Below are 17,881 nucleotides of genomic sequence, written 5' to 3' on the forward strand. Positions count from 1 at the left end.
GGCTTGTAGCAAACATTGGTTATGTTTCGCTCAGTGAAAATGACCCGCTCGACGGCAGAAAAGTGTCATTTGGCCATTATCGAATGGTACAGGTCGGGCGCGCGGGGACTTTACAAGAAAGTCTAGGCTGATTCTGGCCGCTGGAACTGGTTTGGCGGTCTGCCGTCAGCGAGGTAGCGAAGCGGCGGTACTGGCTACTACACTCGGTGATCTTTGATGCAGGGAGGTTCTGACATGCGGCGCGTGGTGTTCAATCAGAAAGGGGGAGTCGGCAAGTCGAGCATTGCCTGCAATCTGGCGGCCGTAAGTGCCAGCGAGGGGTATCGCACGTTGCTGGTGGACCTGGATGCCCAGGCCAACTCCACTCAATACCTCACCGGCCTGACCGGCGACGACATCCCCATGGGGATCGCCGACTTCTTCAAGCAGACCCTGTCCTCCGGACCGTTCTCGAAGAAGAATCAGGTCGATATCTACGAAACGCCGTTCGACAACCTGCATGTGGTGACGGCCACCGCCGAGCTGGCGGATCTGCAGCCCAAGCTTGAGGCGAAGCACAAGATCAACAAGCTGCGCAAACTGCTGGACGAGTTGGCCGAGGACTACGACCGGATCTACCTGGACACCCCGCCGGCCTTGAATTTCTATGCGGTTTCGGCGCTGATTGCCGCCGATCGCGTATTGATTCCCTTCGACTGCGACAGCTTTTCCCGCCAGGCGCTGTACGGCCTGCTGGCGGAAATCGAAGAGCTCAGGGACGACCATAACGAGGATTTGCAGGTCGAAGGCATCGTGGTCAACCAGTTCCAGGCCCGTGCCAGCCTGCCCCAGCAAATGCTCGATGAACTGATCGCCGAGGGCCTGCCGGTATTGCCGGTGTACCTGGCCAGTTCGGTGCGCATGCGCGAATCCCACCAGGCCAGCCTGCCGCTGATCCACCTCGATCCCCGGCACAAACTGACCCAGCAGTTCGTCGACCTGCACAACCTGCTGGAAAGCGCCTGACCTTCTTCCTAGGGTTCAAGGCACTTTTGAAATAGCGGTCAGATGCCCTGGCTGCGCAGCCAGCTCATCAGTTGCGGTAACGGGAAGGCGCCACTCTGGCGTGCCACTTCCCGTCCGTTCTTGAACAGAATCAGGCTCGGGATCGAGCGAATTCCCAACTGCGCCGACAATTGCTGATTGGCCTCGCTGTCGAGCTTGGCCAGCCGGCACTTGCCTGCCAATTGCGCCGCCGCCTGCTCGAACACCGGCGCGAAGGATTTGCACGGCCCGCACCAATCCGCCCAGACATCCACCAGCAACGGCAGGTCGCCCTTGATCTGGCTGGAATAGTCGCCTTGTTTCAGCTCGAAAGGCTGGTTCAGCAACACCTGGCCTTTGCAGCGCCCGCATTTGGGCTGGTCGCCCAGGCGCTCCGCGGGGATGCGGTTGAGGCCGTTGCAGTGGGGGCAGGGGATTAGCAGTGGATCGGACATGAGGGGGGCTCCAGGAGAGTGGGCGATGGGCGTTATCTGGAGTCTGGCGCGGGGTTTATCAAGCGAGGGGCGGGTCTGTTGCATTCCTTCATACATCTTTGAGCTGCGTGGCGGCTGGCGAATCTAGGCTGAAACGGAGCCGTGGGTTTATGCCGTTGGTCTGTTCAGGCGCATAGCAACTTGCTATGGCGCGCTTCCGACACTACCGTCTATAGCAATATGCGATAGGGACATTGCATGCATATCATCACCGCCAAACGAATCTGGGAGGCCAAGAGCCGCTGGCCACAATCGGCCAATGCGCTGGAAACCTGGTACAGAAAAGCCAAAAGCCTCAATCCGGCCGATTTTGCAGCCATCAAGGCGGTATTTCCGGCCACCGACAAAGTGGGGGCGTTTCACGTCTTCGATATTGGTGGCAACAAGTTACAAATCATCGCCGTGGTGCGTTATGAAGTACGACGTCTCTATATCAGGCACGTGCTGGACCATCACGAATACGACAAAGGCAGGTGGAAGGAGGAAACCAGATGAACGTTCTGGTGAAGCAGGCGGCGGATCATTGGCATTTCGTGGCGCCTGTGTTGCGTAAACCCAAGACCGAAGCCGATTACGATGCATTGGTCGCGGCGCTGGATGAACTGCTGGATCTCATGGGAGAGGACGAGAACCATCCAGTGACTTCGCTGGTGGACATCATCGGCGACTGGATCGAAGCCTATGACGAAGAACACCGACCGATGCCGATAGCCAGTGGTGTTGACGTCTTGCGCTCCCTGATGCGCGAACATGGCCTGACCCAGAGCGATCTGCCAGGCGTAGGCGCGCAGTCGGTGGTTTCCGAAGTGCTGAGCGGCAAGCGCCAGCTCAACCTGCGGCAGATCCGCTGGCTGGCCGAACGTTTCAAGGTCTCGATGGAAACCTTTATCTGACCCCTCAGGACGAGCAACTGATTTCCAGGTGCTTGCCCCATTCGGGCGGTCGTTCGGCGTAGCTGTCCATGCCGGCCTGTTGTTCGAACGGCTTGCTCAGTACCGCGTGCAGGCGGCGCACCTCGGAGTAGTCCCCTTGTTCGGCGGCGTCGATAGCCTTCTGTGCCAGGTAATTGCGCAGGATGTACAGCGGGTTGACGGCGTGCATGCGTTCCCGGCGCAACTCCTGACCCTGGACCGGATCACGGGCGACCCGGGCCTTGTACCGATCGGCCCAGGCATCGAAGCCCTGGCGGTCGACGAAGTCGTCGCGCAGCCGGGCCACGGCCAGTTCCGCCGACTCATCCCCCAGGTGGCGGAAGAACAGGCTGTAGTCAACACCGCTGCCCTGCATCAGTTGCAGCAGTCGTTCCACCAGCTTCTGATCCTCGTCTTCGGCGCTGGTCAGGCCGAGGCGGCGGCGCATCAGGTCCAGGTAATGGGCCTGGAACAACGGCAGGAACAGGCCGAGGGTTTCCCGCAGGGCCTCGACACTGATGAAAGGCGTCAGCGCCTGGGCCAGGGCGCTGAGGTTCCACTGGCCGATCGGCACCTGGTTGCTGAACGAGTAGCGCCCCTGGTCATCGGAATGGTTGCAGATGAAATGCGCATCGAAGTCGTCGAGGAAGGCGAATGGCCCGAAGTCGAAGGTCACGCCGAGGATCGACATGTTGTCGGTGTTCATCACCCCGTGGCAGAAACCGTAGGCCTGCCATTTTGCGATCAGTTCGGCATTGCGCTCGACCACTTCGCGGAACATCGCCAGGTAAGGTTCCGGCTGCTCCAGGCACGCGGGAAAGTGCATGGCCAGCACGTGCTCGCCCAGCTGTTTCTGCTGCTCGGGGCGTTTTGTGTAATAGAAGTATTCGAAGTGGCCGAAGCGGACATGGCTGGGCGACATGCGCAGCAGCATCGCCGCGCGTTCCTGCTTCTCGCGCCAGACCGGGGTGTCGGAGCCGATCACGCACAGCGCCCGGGTGGTTGGAATACCCAGGGCGTGCAGCGCCTCGGAAGCCAGGAACTCGCGGATCGACGAACGCAGTACGGCGCGGCCATCGCCCATGCGCGAGTAGGGGGTCTGGCCGGCACCCTTGAGGTGCAGGTCCCAGTGCTCGCCGGCGGCGTTGTACACCTCGCCCAGCAGCAAGCCGCGACCATCGCCCAACTGAGGGTTGTAGGAGCCGAACTGATGCCCGGAATAGACCATCGCCCGGGGCTCCGCTTCGGCCCACAGCTTGTGCCCGCCGAACAGTTCGGCGAACACCGGGCTTTGCGCGACCTCGGGGTCCAGGTCCAGCAGCGCCATGGCCGCCGGGCTGGCCACCACCAGGCGTGGGCGATCGATCGGCTCGGGCAGTACATGGGTTGAGAACGCATCGCCCAGGCGGGCGAAGCGATTGTCGAAGGTCAGTTCGTCGAGGGCTTTCAACGGCCATCTCCAGCAGAATGTCCGAGCATTCTGCTAGGGATAGCGTCCTTAGTCGAGCCTGCTGGGAGGCGGTTCCTGCAGCGGTTTGCCGTCGGGCAGCGGAACAATGGTCTTGGTCTCCGGCTCGATGGGCACCATCTTGTATTCCTGGCCATGGAGGTTCTTCAGGTAGACCTCCATCTGGCGGAACGAGATGTTGATGTGCTGCTTCTTGAACTCGCGGTTGATGAAGCGGTTGACCTCGTCGAGCACCGGGTTGCGGTCCCCCAGCTCGCGCACATGCATGCGCAGTTCGTGGTCCAGGGTGCTTTCGCCGAAGTTGAGGAAGTACACATGGGGCTCGGGTTCTTTCAGTACCCGCGGGTTATCGCGGGCCGCCTTGAGCAGCAGTTCCTTGACCAGATCCAGGTCCGAGCCATAGTCGACGCCGAGCTTGAGGGTTACCCGGGTGACGGTGTCGGTCAGCGACCAGTTGATCAGTTGCCCGGTGATGAAGGTCTGGTTCGGGACGATGATGTCCTTGCGATCGAAGTCGGTGATGGTGGTGGCGCGGATGCGGATCTTGCTCACCGTGCCCGACAGGTTGCCGATGGTGATGGTGTCGCCGATGCGCACCGGCCGCTCGAACAGGATGATGATGCCGGAGATGAAGTTGGCGAAGATCGCCTGCATGCCGAAGCCCAGGCCCACCGACAGCGCAGCCACCAGCCACTGCAACTTGTCCCAGCTGACGCCGAGGGTCGACAGGGTCGAGACGAAGCCGACGCCGGCAATCACATAGGACAGCAGCGTGGTGGTCGCGTAGGCGCTGCCCTGGGCCAGGTTCAGCCTGGACAGCACCAGCACCTCCAGCAGCCCCGGCAGGTTGCGCGCCAGGGCGAAGGTGATGCCGACGATGATCAGTGCGCCGAGCATGTCGCCGATGCTGATGGGCACCATGCTCATGTTGGCACCGGTGCCGCTGGTGTATTCGTAGAGGGTGATGTTGTCCAGGTAGGAGAACACGCTGATCAGGTCCGACCAGACCCAGTACAGCCCGGCGATGAAACCACCGAGCAGGGCCAGGCGGATCAGGCGCAGGGACTGTTCGTTGACCTTCTCGATGTCCAGGGTCGGCTCTTCGACCACCGCTTCGCCGTCGCCGCTTTCCTTGGCGGCCTGGCGTTTGGCCAGGGCCCGCTGGTAGGCCAGGCGCCGGGCGGCGACGCTCAGTCCGCGGACGAAAGTGGCTTCGATCACCAGCCAGAACATCAGCAGGTACAGGGTATTGATCAGGCGGTCGCTGAGCTTCAGCGCGGTGTAGTAGTAGCCGAAGCACACCGCGATGAACAAGGCGATCGGCAGCGCGGTGAAGAGCACCGCCACCGCCTTGCGGAACAGCGAGGCGTTCTGGTGCGTCGGACTGCTCAGCAGCAGGCGGCTGAGCAGCCAGGCCATCAGGGCGTAGCAGGTCAGGACTACGGCGATGCCGAGCACGTCATCGGCCAGCGCCGCCGGTTGATGTTCGGCCACGGCGACCACGGCCACCAGGGCCATGACCACCAGCCCGAGGCGGCGGATCCAGCCCTGGAGGAACTCGACCTGGGGCTTTTCCCAGCGAAAGTGCAGTTCCGCCACGCCGCCGGGGGCGAGGATCCGGTAGGCGGTATAGAACACCAGCCAGGCCTGGGCCATCTGCAACAGCGCCGCGCCGAGGTTGGCGTTCTGTCCGCGGGCGTCGATCTGCAAGGCCAGGCCGCACAGCGCCAGGCCGAGGGCGACCGGCATCGCCAGCAGGATGTTGACCAGGATCGCCTGCGGCGTGTGCCATTGGCTGTCGCGCTTGAAGTGACCGATGTCCTTGTGAACCTTGGTCAGGCGCAGGTACAGGTTCTTGCGCCGCCACAGCAGGGCCGCGATCAGGAGCAGCAATGGCAGGAACAGCAGCGGCCGTTGCGCCAGGCCGTCGGCCAGCTCGCTCAGGCTGGACGACCAGGGCAGGGTGGTGACCTGTTTTTCCAGGCGCAGCGGTATGGTTTGCAGCCATTCGGCATCCAGCGGCTTGTTGCTGGGAATCCAGAACATCTGTTCGTCGAGGGTCGCGCGCAGGCTTTGCGAGGTGCTCAGCAGTTGCTTCTGATTGAGCTGCAGGGTGATGGATTCGTTGAGCAGGGCGCTCAGCTCGCGGCTCAGGCGTTCCAGCAGGTCGGCACGGGTGATGGCCAGGTCCAGCAGGGTTTTGCGCAGCTGCGGGGTGATTTGCTCGGACGGCTGGGTGGCCAGCAGGTTATCGACATAGCCGCTGGGGCTGCTGATCAGCTCGCGTTGCTGGTTGACCTCGAACTGATACAGGCGGATGTCGGCGATCTGGTCCGCCAGGTCGCGGTCGAGCCGCAGGTGCGGCAGCGCCTGCTTCTGTTTATAGAGGATCTTCGACAGCAGCAGGCTGCCCTTGAGCACGCTGATCTGCTCGTCCAGCGCGGCATCGCTCTGGGTCACGCTGTCGAGTTGCTGCTTGGTCTGCAGGTTCTGCTGGGTCAGCTCATTGAGGCGGTCGGTGCTTTTGAGCAGATAGTCGGAGAGCTTCAGGTTGGCCGCGCTTTCGGTGGCCAGGAGGCTGCTGCTGCCGGCCTTTTGCGCTTCGATCGATTGCTGGGTGACGGTTTCCTGGGACTGGGCCAGGCGCTTCTGGTTGATCAGGGTCTGCAGGTCCTGGATTTCCTGCTCCAGGCGCGCGGTCTTTTCCATCAGCAGGTCATGCTGGCTGTTGCCCAGGTCCTGCAGCTGGCTGTTGCCGGCCAGCTCCTGGCGGCGCAACGGGATCAGCGCGTTGATCGCCGCCAGTTCGGCATTGAGCTGATTGCGCTGGTCGGCGTTGATCGGCTTGCCGGAGTCCTTGCCGTTCTTGAGGATCGTATTGATCTGCTGGGTGCGGGTCTGGCTGCTGCTGATCTCGGCCTGGGCGCGTTCGGGGCGGGTCTGTGCGGTAATGGCCAGGCTGTTGGCCTCGGCCAGGGCTTTCTGCATGTCACCCTGCTGGGTGGTGCGTTCGGTCAGCAGTTGTTCGAGCTGCGACACCGGCAGGTTGGCGTAGCGCTGGGCCACCGGCACCACCTTGGTGGCTTTCAGGCGGGTCAGCTCGCGCTGGTTTTCGCTGGTCTGGCGCGGGGCATTGCTCAGCTGCTGCTTGAGGTCGTTCAGGCGCTGCTCGTAATCCTGCTTGTTCGACAGCTGGGTCAGCGTCTGTTGCAGCACCGCTTGCAGGGCCTTTTGATCGGCCTCCGGCAATTTGCGCTCGGCGATTTTATCCAGGCTCTGCTGGACGGACTCGGCACTGGGCGGCTCGGCCGCTTGCAGTGGGCCGACAGAAAGGCTCAGGCCCAGCAGGGCAATGGCGAAAAGGGTACGCAGGGTTGGCATAGAGACCGGTCAAGCTGGATGAGAAGTTAGGCAGTTTAGAGGAAGAGTCCGGGGCCCGGGCGACTTCCTTCGGGGAATCTGACGCCCACTTTGCTGATCTTGTTCCCCTCCATCACGGCAACCGTCCAGATGGTGTTGTTCCATTCCACCTGGTCGCCGACCACTGGAGCGCCCCCTACTTTCTGGGTGATGAAGCGGCTCAGCGGCATGTCCGGATCGAGCCCTTCGAGCTTGAGTCCGTACAGCGCCGAAACCGCGCCCAGCTGGGCGTCGCCTTCGAGAACGAAGTCGCCGAAGAAGCGCAGATCGAGGCCCCGTTGCGGCGCCTGGCTGAAGAGTTTTCCAAGGGCCGGCAGGTTGTGTTCATGGCCGATGACGCAGAGCAAATCGTCGGCTTCCAGCACCGTACTACCCGACGGATGGAGCAGTTGCTGGTGACGAAACAGGGCGGCGATACGGGTGCCTTCGGGCATTTTCAGCTCGCGCAACGCCGCGCCGATGCACCATTTTTCCGCGCCGAGGCGGTAGACGAACAACTCCCATTCGCTGGTGACATGCACCTCCAGGGCGGCGCGGGAGATCGGCGCGGGCTCCGGTGGCACCGTGACTTTCAGCAGCTTGGCGACCCACGGCAGGCTGGTGCCTTGCACCAGCAGGGACACCAGCACGATAAAGAAGGCCAGGTTGAAGTACAGCTGGGCCTCGGGCAGCCCGGCCATCAACGGGAACACCGCGAGAATGATCGGTACCGCGCCGCGCAGGCCGACCCAGGAAATAAAGGCTTTCTCACGGCCGTGGAAGGCCTTGAACGGCAACAGGCCGACCATCACCGACAGCGGGCGGGCGAACAGGATCATCCACAGCGCCAGGCCCAGCGCCGGCAGGGCGATGGGCAGCAGGTCGTGGGGCGTGACCAGCAGGCCCAGCACCAGGAACATGCCGATCTGCGACAGCCAGGCCATGCCGTCGAGCATATGCAGGATGCCATGCCGGCTGCGCACCGGGCGGTTGCCGATCACCAGGCCGCACAGGTACACCGCGAGGAACCCGCTGCCGTGCAGGGCGTTGGTCAGGGCGAAGACCACCAGGCCGCCGGCGATCACCAGGATCGGGTACAGGCCGGTGGCCAGGTTGATGCGGTTTACCAGTTGCAGCATCAGCCAGCCGCCGCTCAGGCCGATCAGGCCGCCGATGCCGAACTCGCGCAGCAGATGCCCCAGCAGGCTCCAGTGCAGGCCGGTCTGGCCGCTGGCGAGCATGTCGATCAGGGTCACGGTGAGGAACACCGCCATCGGATCGTTACTGCCCGACTCGATCTCCAGGCTGGCGGTGACCCGTTCGTTCAGGCCCTTGCCGCCCAGCAGCGAGAACACCGCCGCGGCGTCGGTGGAGCCGACGATGGCGCCGATCAGCAGGCCCTGGATCAGGTTCAGGTCGAACAGCCAGGCGGCCGCCATGCCGGTCAGGCCGGTGGTGATCATCACGCCGACGGTGGCCAGCGACAAGGCGGGCCACAAGGCCACGCGAAAGCTCGAGACCCGGGTGCGCAGGCCGCCGTCGAGAAGGATCACCGCGAGTGCGAGGTTACCCACCAGGTAAGCCGTCGGATAGTTGTTGAAGATGATGCCGCCACCGTCGACGCCGGCGGCCATGCCCACGGCCAGGATGATCACCAGGATCGGGATACCGAGGCGGGACGAAAGGGAACTCACCAGAATGCTCGCACCTACCAGCAACGCGCCGATCAAGAACAGGCTGTTGATGGTCGTCGCATTCAAAGGCAGTACTCCAGAAGCAGAAAGGCGGGCACAAACTGACCATGCAGTCTGCGTGCCAGCGATTCTAACCTGTTGAAATACGATGCTGTCAAAAAGCTTTTGCGCCTGTTTACAGGCGGCGGAAAAGCGTCGCCTGGCGCCGGCCACCGACGGACTTCATGGCGTTCCGTAGTGGCTGGCGCAGGTGGCGATCAGCGCTATTGGCGGCTTATTACAGGGTGAACCGCGCCACCATGCCGTTCAGGTCCACGGCCAGGCGTGACAGCTCGTGGCTGGCATCGCTGGTCTGGTTGGCGCCGGTGGCCGATTGCACCGACAGGTCGCGGATGTTCACCAGGTTGCGGTCCACTTCGCGGGCCACCAGGGCTTGCTCCTCGGCGGCGCTGGCGATGACCAGGTTGCGCTCGTTGATTTCGTTGACCGCGGTGTTGATGGTGTCCAGGGCACCGCCGGCGCCACGGGCGATGCTCAGGGTCGAGTCGGCGCGCTCGGTGCTGGTGCGCATCGACTCGACGGCGTGCTCGGTGCCGCTCTGGATGCTGCCGATCATGCGTTCGATTTCGCTGGTGGATTGCTGGGTGCGGTGGGCCAGGGCACGCACTTCATCGGCGACCACGGCGAATCCGCGTCCGGCATCGCCGGCCCGGGCGGCTTCTATCGCGGCGTTCAAGGCCAGCAGGTTGGTCTGGTCGGCCAGCCCGCGGATCACGTCCAGCACCTTGCCGATGTCGCGCGATTCCTCGGCCAGTTCGCTGATCCTGTTGGCCGAACTCTGCACTTCGCTGCTCATCAGCTCTATGGCGCTGACGGTCTCGCGCACCAGGTTGCGGCCTTCGCTGGCCGACTGGGTGGCGTCGTTCGAGGCCTCGGCGGTGCTCACGGCGTTGCGCGCGACTTCCTCGACGGCGCAGGTCATCTCGTTCACGGCGGTGGCGGCCTGTTCGATTTCATTGTTCTGCTGGGTCAGGCCGCGGGCACTTTCGTCAGTGACGCTGTTCAGTTCTTCCGCGGCGGAAGCCAACTGGCTGGCGGAGCCGGAAATATGCAACAAGGTCTGGCGCAGTTTTTCCTGCATGCTCGCCATGGCCTGCAGCAGGCGTCCGGGTTCGTCGCGCCCGTTGACCCGGATGCTTTGGGTGAGGTCGCCTTCGGCGATGTGTTCCGCGGCATGCAAGGCGCTGGCGATGGGTTGGGTAATGCTGCGGGTCAGCAACCAGGCAAACACCACGGTCAGGGTGGTGGACAGAACCAGCAGGGCGACTACCAGGTTGAATGCCGAAGCGTATTCCTCGGCGGCCTGCTCGTTGGCGTCCTTGGAGCGCTGGCTGTTGATCTGTACCAGCAGGTTCAGAACCTTGTTGATCTGCTGCGAGTTCTTCATCAACTCGTTGTTCAGCACCTCTTGCAGCTCACCCAGCTGGTTGTTGCGCGACAGCTCTTTGATGCGCTCTTCGAGCTTGCGGTATTCGGCCAGCAGCTTGAGGTAGTGGTCGTAGGCCTCGCTTTCCTCCGGGCTGCTGACCAGTTTTTCATAGGTGGTGCGGATTTTTTCGATCTGCTGGTTGCCGAGTTCGAGCGACTCGCGGGTCTTGGCTTGCACCTCGGGACCGCGGTTGATCACCAGGCGATAGGACAGCACCTGCAGCCGCAGCATTTGCTGGGTGAACTCATCGATGCTCTGGATGCTGGGCATGTTGTCGGTGGAAATGGTGACGGTCGCCGCGCGAATCTTGCTCATCTGGTTCAGGGCGAAGATGCCCAGGAACAGCATCAGGCAGCCGATGAATGCAAAGCCGAGAAATGCCCTCGGTGCAATGTTCATGTTGCGAAGAGACATGGGGATCTACCTCGAGAATGCGCAATCCATGCCGCGGTGGTTGATAGGGCTCCCCAGACCTATCGCGCGGAAAAATGGATTCTTGAAGCAGGAGCGAGAGTTTCAGAAAGATCTGATGGGCGACGAAGTGTCAGGAACCAGATGGGGGAATGACAGTCTTTAAAGTTCGCAGGCAAGGTCACCCACCAGACAAATCAAGGCGTTGCGCCGGGAAAATCTGGCGTCCAGGGTGACTTTTCTTTATCGTACGCGCCCTTTGAAAAATGCTCGGAAAATCAAAATGTTGGAAGCATCCCTAAGCCAATTGGAACAGCTTGTCAGTGACCTGGTGCAACAGAATCAGGAACTGTCGGGCACGAACGAAACCCTCAAGGCAGAACTGGCCCAGGCCAAGGATGAGAACGAAAGCCTGCAACTGAGCCTGATGGAACAGGAAGAGAGGCAAGGCGCCACCGCGGCCCGCATCCAGGCCCTGGTCGAGCGCGTCAGCGCCGGTCCTGTCAGCGCATGAGGCAGGGTGCCGACGGGGTAAAAGTCGTCTCGATTCTCGGTGAGGACTACTCGATCAAGGCGCCGGCCGGGGAAGAGCAGACCCTGCTGGACGCCGCGTTGATGTTGAAGGCCACCCTGGCCGAGACCAAGAAGAAATACCCGACGCTGATCGGTGACCGCTTGCTGGTGCTGGCGGCGATGAACCTGTGCTCCCAGCAGCTCGAGATGCAAAAGCGTCATCAGCAGGAGCTCGACCGTTACCAAGAGCAAGTCAGCGCCACGGTCGAAGTGATCTCCAAGACCATCAGCCAGAACTGATGGATTTACGCGCAACCTGCAACGCCGTTGCGGTTGTGTCGGACTGATTGTTTTCGCGAGCAGCCGGGCGGCGCTCGATTGCTCGCGATGCTTTTAGCGCTTCAGAACCACTCGTCCTGCATGCCCAGGCAGGTATCGTCCCGCGCCTCCAGCAAGGCCAGTTCGTGATGACAAGCCGGTACTTCCCAGGTCAGGAAGTAACGCGCCGCCTGCAGCTTGCCCTTGTAGAAGCCCACATCCGCCGGGTTGCCCCTGGCCAGGCCTTCCTGTGCGCGAATCGCCTGTTCCAGCCAGCGCCAGCCGATCACCGCATGACCGAAGGCTTTCAGGTACAGCGCCGAGTTGGCCAGGCTGCTGTTGACCTTGCCCTGGGCCAGGTCGCTGAGCAGGCCCAGGGTCACGCTTTGCAGGCGCGCCACCAGTTTTTCCAGCGGTTGGCGCAGCGCCGTCAGGGCGTCGTGGGCCTGGGCCCGCTTGCTGGTGTCGGCGATCAGGCGGATCAGTTGTTTCAGGCCCGCGCCGCCGTTCTGCGCCAGCTTGCGCCCCAGGAGGTCCAGTGACTGGATGCCGTGGGTGCCTTCATGGATCGGGTTCAGGCGGTTGTCGCGGTAATACTGTTCCACCGGGTATTCGCGGGTGTAGCCATGGCCGCCGAGGATCTGGATCGCCAGTTCGTTGGCCTTCAGGCAAAACTCCGAGGGCCAGGATTTGACGATGGGCGTCAGCAGGTCCAGCAGTTCGTGGGCCTGCTTGCGCTGATCTTCGCTGGCCAGGGTGGTGGTGTCGTCGAACAGTCGCGCGGCGTACAGGCCGAGGTCGAAAGCGCCTTCGACATAGGCCTTCTGGGTCAGCAGCATGCGCTTGACGTCGGCGTGCTGGACGATCGACACCGGCGCGGTAGTCGGGTCCTTGCTGTCCGGCAGGCGACCTTGCGGGCGTTCGCGGGCGTATTCCAGGGAGTACAGGTAGCCGGCGTAGCCAAGCATCACCGCGCCCATGCCGACGCCGATCCGCGCCTCGTTCATCATCTGGAACATGTAGCTCAGGCCGTGGTGCGGCTTGCCCACCAGATAGCCGACACACTCCCCGTTATCGCCGAAGTTCAGCGCCGTGGAGGTGGTGCCGCGCCAGCCCATCTTGTGGAACAGCCCGGCCAGCAGCACGTCGTTGCGCGGGCCCAGGCTACCGTCGTCGTTGACCAGGAACTTGGGCACGATGAACAGCGAGATGCCTTTCACCCCAGCCGGTGCGTCCGGCAGCTTGGCCAGCACCATGTGCACGATGTTTTCCGACAGCGGGTGATCGCCGCCGGAGATGAAGATCTTGTTGCCCTTGAGCCGGTAGGTGCCGTCCGCCGCCGGTTCGGCGCGGGTGCGGATATCCGACAGCGACGAGCCGGCGTGGGGCTCGGTCAGGGCCATGGTGCCGAAGAAGCGCCCATCGATCATCGGCTGCAGGAAGCGCTGCTTTTGCTCGTCGGTGCCGAAGCTTTCGATCAGGTTGGCCGCGCCCATGGTCAGGAAGGGGTAGGAGGTGGAGGCTGCGTTGGCCGCCTGGAAGTGCGCGAAGCAGGCCTGGGACAACAGCGTCGGCAACTGCATGCCGCCGGCCTCGAAGCTGCGCGCGGCGTTGAGGAAGCCGGCTTCGAGAAAGGCATCGACTGCGGGTTTGACTTCCGGAATCAGGATCGCCTTGCCGTCTTCATAACGCGGCTCGTTTTCGTCGCCCTTGCGGTTGTGCGGGGCAAAGAATTTCTCGGCGATGCTGCGCGCGGTGCCGAGGGCGGCGTCGAAGGTTTCCCGGTTGTGCTCGGCGAATCGCTCGCGCTGGGTCAGGCCCTCGGCATCGAGGACTTCATACAGCTCGAAAGCCAGATTGCGGGAACTGAGCAACGTCTCGGACATGGCGGCCTACCTGCTTTATAGGGAATGCGCCGAGTCTAGGCGGGTGAATAAACACTGAACAGCAAGATTGATGCGGGTGATAAAGATGCCAAACAGGCACAGCCCCTGTAGCCGCTGCCGAAGGCTGCGATCGGTCGGAACGGCCGTAGCGATTTCATTGTCGCCGAAGTCCCTGCGGGACTTATCGCAGCCTGCGGCAGCGGCTACAGGGGATTGCATCGGGCAAAAAAAAGGGCGCCGGTGAGGGCGCCCTTTTTCATGCCGCTGACTATCGGCTTCAGCCGATGGTCATCAGGCTGGCGTTACCGCCGGCCGCCGCGGTGTTGACGCTCAAGGCGCGCTCGATCACCAGGCGTTCCAGGGCAATCGAGGTTTCGCCTTGCGACAGGCCGTGAACCCCGACGATGGCGCCGGCACGCTTGGCCACTTGCTGGCAGACCGCGCGCAGCTGGTCGGAGTCGCCGTGATGCAGGACCGCATCGAACACCACGTCGTCCTTGGTCCAGTCAGCCACGCGCTGGATGCGCGCTTGCACCTCCGCAGGCAGGCGGGCGTAGAGCGCCTTGCCCGGTTCGCCTTCCGGCCAGACCGCCGAACCACCCACGGCCAGGACCGCAGCCAGTTGAGTCAGCAGGTCGCCTTCGACTTCCGCCAGGCACAGCACATGTTCGCGCGGCAGGATGGCGTAGCTGTTGCGTTCGCCGGTCGGGCCCGCCAGCACACGGGTGACACCGCTCTGCGACTGCGCCGCGAACTGTGCGCACAGGGCGCTGAGGTCCGCCATCTTGTTGCTGTCGGCCCAGGCTTGCAGAGCGTTCAGCGGCTTGCTCATGGCATCACGCAGGCGCACGTCCGGGGCGTTCAGGGCGTCGCCACGGGCGAACGACTGCTCGATGGCGTCGGTCGGACGGGTCGACAGCAGGCGGTACAGGTACAGCGGGCCGCCGGCTTTCGGGCCGGTGCCCGACAGGCCTTCGCCGCCGAATGGCTGCACACCGACCACGGCCCCGACGATGTTGCGGTTGACGTAGACGTTACCGGCGTTGACGTTGTCGATCACCTTGGCGATGGTCTCGTCGATGCGGGTGTGCACGCCCAGGGTCAGGCCGTAGCCGGAAGCGTTGATCTGCGCGATCAACTGGTCGATGTCCTTGCGCTTGTAGCGCACCACGTGCAGCACCGGGCCGAAGATCTCCCGTTGCAGTTCGTCGAAGCTTTCCAGCTCGATCAGGGTCGGCATCACGAAGGTGCCGCGCTTGACCTCTTCGCCATCGGCGATCGCTACCTGATACACACTGCGGCCTTTGTCGCGCATGGCCTGGATGTGTTTCTCGATGCCAGCCTTGGCTTCGGCGTCGATCACCGGGCCGATGTCCACGGACAGGCGCTCCGGGTTGCCCAGGCGACTTTCCGCCATGGCGCCCTTGAGCATTTCGATCACGCGGTCGGCGGAGTCTTCCTGCAGGCACAGTACGCGCAGGGCCGAGCAACGCTGGCCGGCGCTGTCGAAGGCCGAGGAGACGACGTCGATCACCACTTGTTCGGTCAGGGCCGAGGAGTCGACGATCATCGCGTTCTGGCCACCGGTTTCGGCGATCAGCGGGATCGGCCGGCCCTGGGCGTCCAGGCGGCCGGCGACGTTGCGTTGCAGCAGGCGCGCGACTTCGGTGGAACCGGTAAACATCACGCCCTTGACCCGATCGTCGCCGACCAGGCGGGCACCGACGGTTTCGCCACGGCCCGGCAGCAATTGCAGCACGCCTTCCGGAATGCCGGCTTCCAACAGGATGCGCACGGCTTGCGCGGCAACCAACGGGGTTTGCTCAGCAGGCTTGGCCAGTACCGGGTTACCGGCGGCCAGGGCGGCGGCGACCTGGCCGCTGAAGATTGCCAGCGGGAAGTTCCACGGGCTGATGCAGACCACCGGACCCAGTGGGCGGTGCGCGTCGTTGCTGAAATCGTTGCGCGCCTGCACCGCGTAGTAGCGCAGGAAGTCCACGGCTTCGCGCACTTCGGCGATGGCGTTGGCGAAAGTCTTGCCGGCTTCGCGGGCCAGCAGGCCCATCAGCGGCTGGATCTCGCCTTCCATCAGGTCGGCGGCGCGTTCGAGGATCGCGGCGCGCTCGGCCGGTGGCGTGGCCTGCCAGATCGGTGCGGCGTTCAGCGCGCACTGGATGGCGTTGTCGACGTCTTCGACCGTGGCTTCCTGTACGTGGCCGACCACATCGCGGTGATCGGACGGGTTCAAGACCGGCGCCGGGGTTTCGCTGCTGGAGGCGCAACCGAGCATCGGCGCGGCTTTCCAGTGGTTGTGGGCGGTGGCCAGCAGGGCGCAGGACAGCGACGCCAGACGGTGTTCGTTGGCCATGTCGATGCCGGCGGAGTTGGCGCGCTCGTTGCCGTACAGGTCGCGCGGCAATGGAATGCGCGGATGCGGCAGGCCGAAGCCGCCTTCCAGGGTCGCCATCTGCTCGATCTGGCTGACCGGATCGGCCACCAGTTCCTGGATGGAGATCGACTGGTCGGCGATGCGGTTGACGAACGAGGTGTTGGCGCCGTTTTCCAGCAGGCGGCGTACCAGGTAGGCCAGCAGGGTTTCGTGGGTGCCGACCGGGGCGTACACGCGGCACGGACGGTTCAGCTTGCCATCGGCAACCTTGCCTACTACCTGTTCGTACAGCGGTTCGCCCATGCCGTGCAGGCACTGGAACTCGTACTGGCCCGGGTAATAGTTCTGACCGGCGATGTGGTAGATGGCCGACAGGGTGTGGGCGTTGTGGGTGGCGAACTGCGGGTAGATGACTTCCGGTACCGACAGCAGCTTGCGGGCGCAGGCGATATAGGACACGTCGGTGTACACCTTGCGGGTGTAGACCGGATAGCCTTCCAGGCCTTCGACCTGGGCGCGCTTGATCTCGCTGTCCCAGTAGGCGCCTTTCACCAGGCGGATCATCAGGCGGTGACGGCTGCGGCGCGCCAGGTCGATCACATAGTCGATCACGTACGGGCAGCGCTTCTGGTAGGCCTGGATCACGAAGCCGATGCCGTTCCAGCCGGTCAGCTGCGGCTCGAAGCACAGGCGCTCGAGCAGATCCAGCGACAGCTCCAGGCGGTCGGCTTCTTCGGCGTCGATGTTCAGGCCGATGTCGTATTGCTTGGCCAGCAGGGTCAGCGACAGCAGGCGCGGGTACAGCTCGTCCATCACGCGCTCGTACTGGGCGCGGCTGTAGCGCGGGTGCAGGGCCGAGAGCTTGATCGAGATGCCCGGGCCTTCATAGATGCCACGACCGTGGGAAGCCTTGCCGATCGAATGGATGGCCTGTTCGTAGGACGCCAGGTATTTCTGCGCGTCGTGCTCGGTCAGTGCCGCTTCGCCGAGCATGTCGTAGGAGTAACGGAAGCCCTTGGCTTCGAACTTGCTCGCGTTGGCCAGGGCTTCGGCGATGGTTTCGCCGGTGACGAACTGCTCGCCCATCAGGCGCATGGCCATGTCGACGCCCTTGCGGATCATCGGCTCGCCGCTCTTGCCGATGATGCGGCTCAGGGACGAGGTCAGGCCGGCTTCGTTGTGGGTGGCGACCAGCTTGCCGGTCAGCAAAAGGCCCCAGGTGGCGGCGTTGACGAACAGCGACGGGCTGTTGCCCAGGTGCGGCTGCCAATTGCCGGTGCTGATCTTGTCGCGGATCAGCGCGTCACGGGTGCCTTTGTCCGGGATGCGCAGCAGGGCTTCGGCCAGGCACATCAGGGCCACGCCTTCCTGGGACGACAGGGAGAATTCCTGCAGCAGGCCCTGGACGATACCGGCACGGCCGCCGGCGCTCTTCTGGTTGCGCAGTTTTTCGGCGATGGTCGCGGCCAGCTTGTTGGTTGCTTCGGCCATGGTGGCCGGCAGGCGCGCCTGCTCCAGCAGCATCGGCACCACTTCCGGTTCCGGACGGCGATAAGCAGCGGTGATCGAAGCGCGCAGCACCGATTGCGGCAGGATGCTTTCGGCGAATTCGAGGAAGCACTGGTGGGCGTGGTCGGTCTGCACTTCGCCAGCGTCATCGCCGTCGGTGCGGGTCGAACCGCTCAGCTCGGTCAGGGTTGCACCACCCTCGAGTTTTTCCAGGTAATTGAAAATTGCCTGCTTGATCAGCCAGTGCGGCGTGCGATCGATCGAGGTCGCGGCAGCCTTCAGGCGTTCGCGGGTCGGGTCGTCGAGTTTGACCCCAAGGGTGGTGGTAGCCATATTTTTATCCTCATGTTTACCACGGTTGCGTGGCATCAGCTGGC

12 protein-coding genes are annotated in these 17,881 nt (G+C 63.3%); 5 read left to right on the forward strand and 7 right to left on the reverse strand.

All coding sequences use genetic code 11. The features are described from left to right. The first annotated feature begins 234 nt into the window (after positions 1-234). Positions 235-1,005, forward strand: coding sequence for a ParA family protein (locus tag BMY68_RS26525; RefSeq protein ID WP_009041850.1), 771 nt, complete (start codon positions 235-237; stop codon positions 1,003-1,005). Between the two features lie 38 nt (positions 1,006-1,043). On the opposite strand, the gene trxC is transcribed toward BMY68_RS26525, so the two are convergent. Continuing rightward, on the reverse strand, positions 1,044-1,478 hold the full coding sequence (gene trxC / locus BMY68_RS26530) for a thioredoxin TrxC (protein WP_062823885.1): 435 nt from the start codon (positions 1,476-1,478) through the stop codon (positions 1,044-1,046). 237 nt (positions 1,479-1,715) lie between these two features. Here trxC and BMY68_RS26535 point away from each other — a divergent pair, with 237 nt between their 5' ends. Together BMY68_RS26535 and BMY68_RS26540 are read left to right on the forward strand one after the other, a co-directional pair. Then, positions 1,716-2,012, forward strand: coding sequence for a type II toxin-antitoxin system HigB family toxin (locus tag BMY68_RS26535; RefSeq protein ID WP_085533563.1), 297 nt, complete (start codon positions 1,716-1,718; stop codon positions 2,010-2,012). Continuing rightward, a complete protein-coding gene (locus BMY68_RS26540; protein ID WP_085533565.1) occupies positions 2,009-2,410 on the forward strand; it encodes a helix-turn-helix domain-containing protein in 402 nt (133 codons plus the stop codon). The genes BMY68_RS26535 and BMY68_RS26540 overlap by 4 nt, the downstream gene beginning before the upstream one ends. A gap of 4 nt (positions 2,411-2,414) precedes the next feature. On the opposite strand, the gene BMY68_RS26545 is transcribed toward BMY68_RS26540, so the two are convergent. From BMY68_RS26545 to BMY68_RS26560, 4 genes are all read right to left on the reverse strand, one after another. Further along, positions 2,415-3,878, reverse strand: coding sequence for a protein adenylyltransferase SelO (locus tag BMY68_RS26545; RefSeq protein ID WP_085533567.1), 1,464 nt, complete (start codon positions 3,876-3,878; stop codon positions 2,415-2,417). Positions 3,879-3,926: 48 nt separating this feature from the next. Next, a complete protein-coding gene (gene mscK / locus BMY68_RS26550) occupies positions 3,927-7,277 on the reverse strand; it encodes a mechanosensitive channel MscK (RefSeq protein WP_085533569.1) in 3,351 nt (1,116 codons plus the stop codon). 35 nt (positions 7,278-7,312) lie between these two features. Continuing rightward, the gene (locus BMY68_RS26555; protein WP_007926822.1) at positions 7,313-9,055 is read right to left on the reverse strand and encodes a potassium/proton antiporter; all 1,743 of its coding nucleotides are present in this window, start codon (positions 9,053-9,055) and stop codon (positions 7,313-7,315) included. A 211-nt stretch (positions 9,056-9,266) separates the two neighbouring features. Further along, positions 9,267-10,892 (reverse strand): methyl-accepting chemotaxis protein, encoded by a 1,626-nt coding sequence (locus BMY68_RS26560; RefSeq protein WP_009041855.1) that lies wholly within the window; start codon positions 10,890-10,892, stop codon positions 9,267-9,269. Positions 10,893-11,172: 280 nt separating this feature from the next. Between BMY68_RS26560 and BMY68_RS26565 the strand changes: the two genes are divergently transcribed. Then, positions 11,173-11,403, forward strand: coding sequence for a hypothetical protein (locus BMY68_RS26565; protein WP_085533571.1), 231 nt, complete (start codon positions 11,173-11,175; stop codon positions 11,401-11,403). Beyond that, positions 11,400-11,702 carry a cell division protein ZapA gene (locus BMY68_RS26570; RefSeq protein WP_009041856.1) on the forward strand — a complete coding sequence of 101 codons (303 nt, stop codon included), beginning with the start codon at positions 11,400-11,402 and terminating at the stop codon, positions 11,700-11,702. The genes BMY68_RS26565 and BMY68_RS26570 overlap by 4 nt, the downstream gene beginning before the upstream one ends. 101 nt (positions 11,703-11,803) lie before the next feature. Here the strand turns inward: BMY68_RS26570 and BMY68_RS26575 are convergent, their stop codons facing one another. Beyond that, positions 11,804-13,606 (reverse strand): acyl-CoA dehydrogenase, encoded by a 1,803-nt coding sequence (locus BMY68_RS26575; RefSeq protein WP_085533573.1) that lies wholly within the window; start codon positions 13,604-13,606, stop codon positions 11,804-11,806. Between the two features lie 277 nt (positions 13,607-13,883). Further along, on the reverse strand, positions 13,884-17,837 hold the full coding sequence (gene putA, locus BMY68_RS26580; protein ID WP_085533575.1) for a trifunctional transcriptional regulator/proline dehydrogenase/L-glutamate gamma-semialdehyde dehydrogenase: 3,954 nt from the start codon (positions 17,835-17,837) through the stop codon (positions 13,884-13,886). Positions 17,838-17,881 lie beyond the last annotated feature (44 nt).

Source organism: Pseudomonas sp. NFACC41-3, from assembly GCF_900109505.1.
Lineage (GTDB): Bacteria > Pseudomonadota > Gammaproteobacteria > Pseudomonadales > Pseudomonadaceae > Aquipseudomonas > Aquipseudomonas chlororaphis.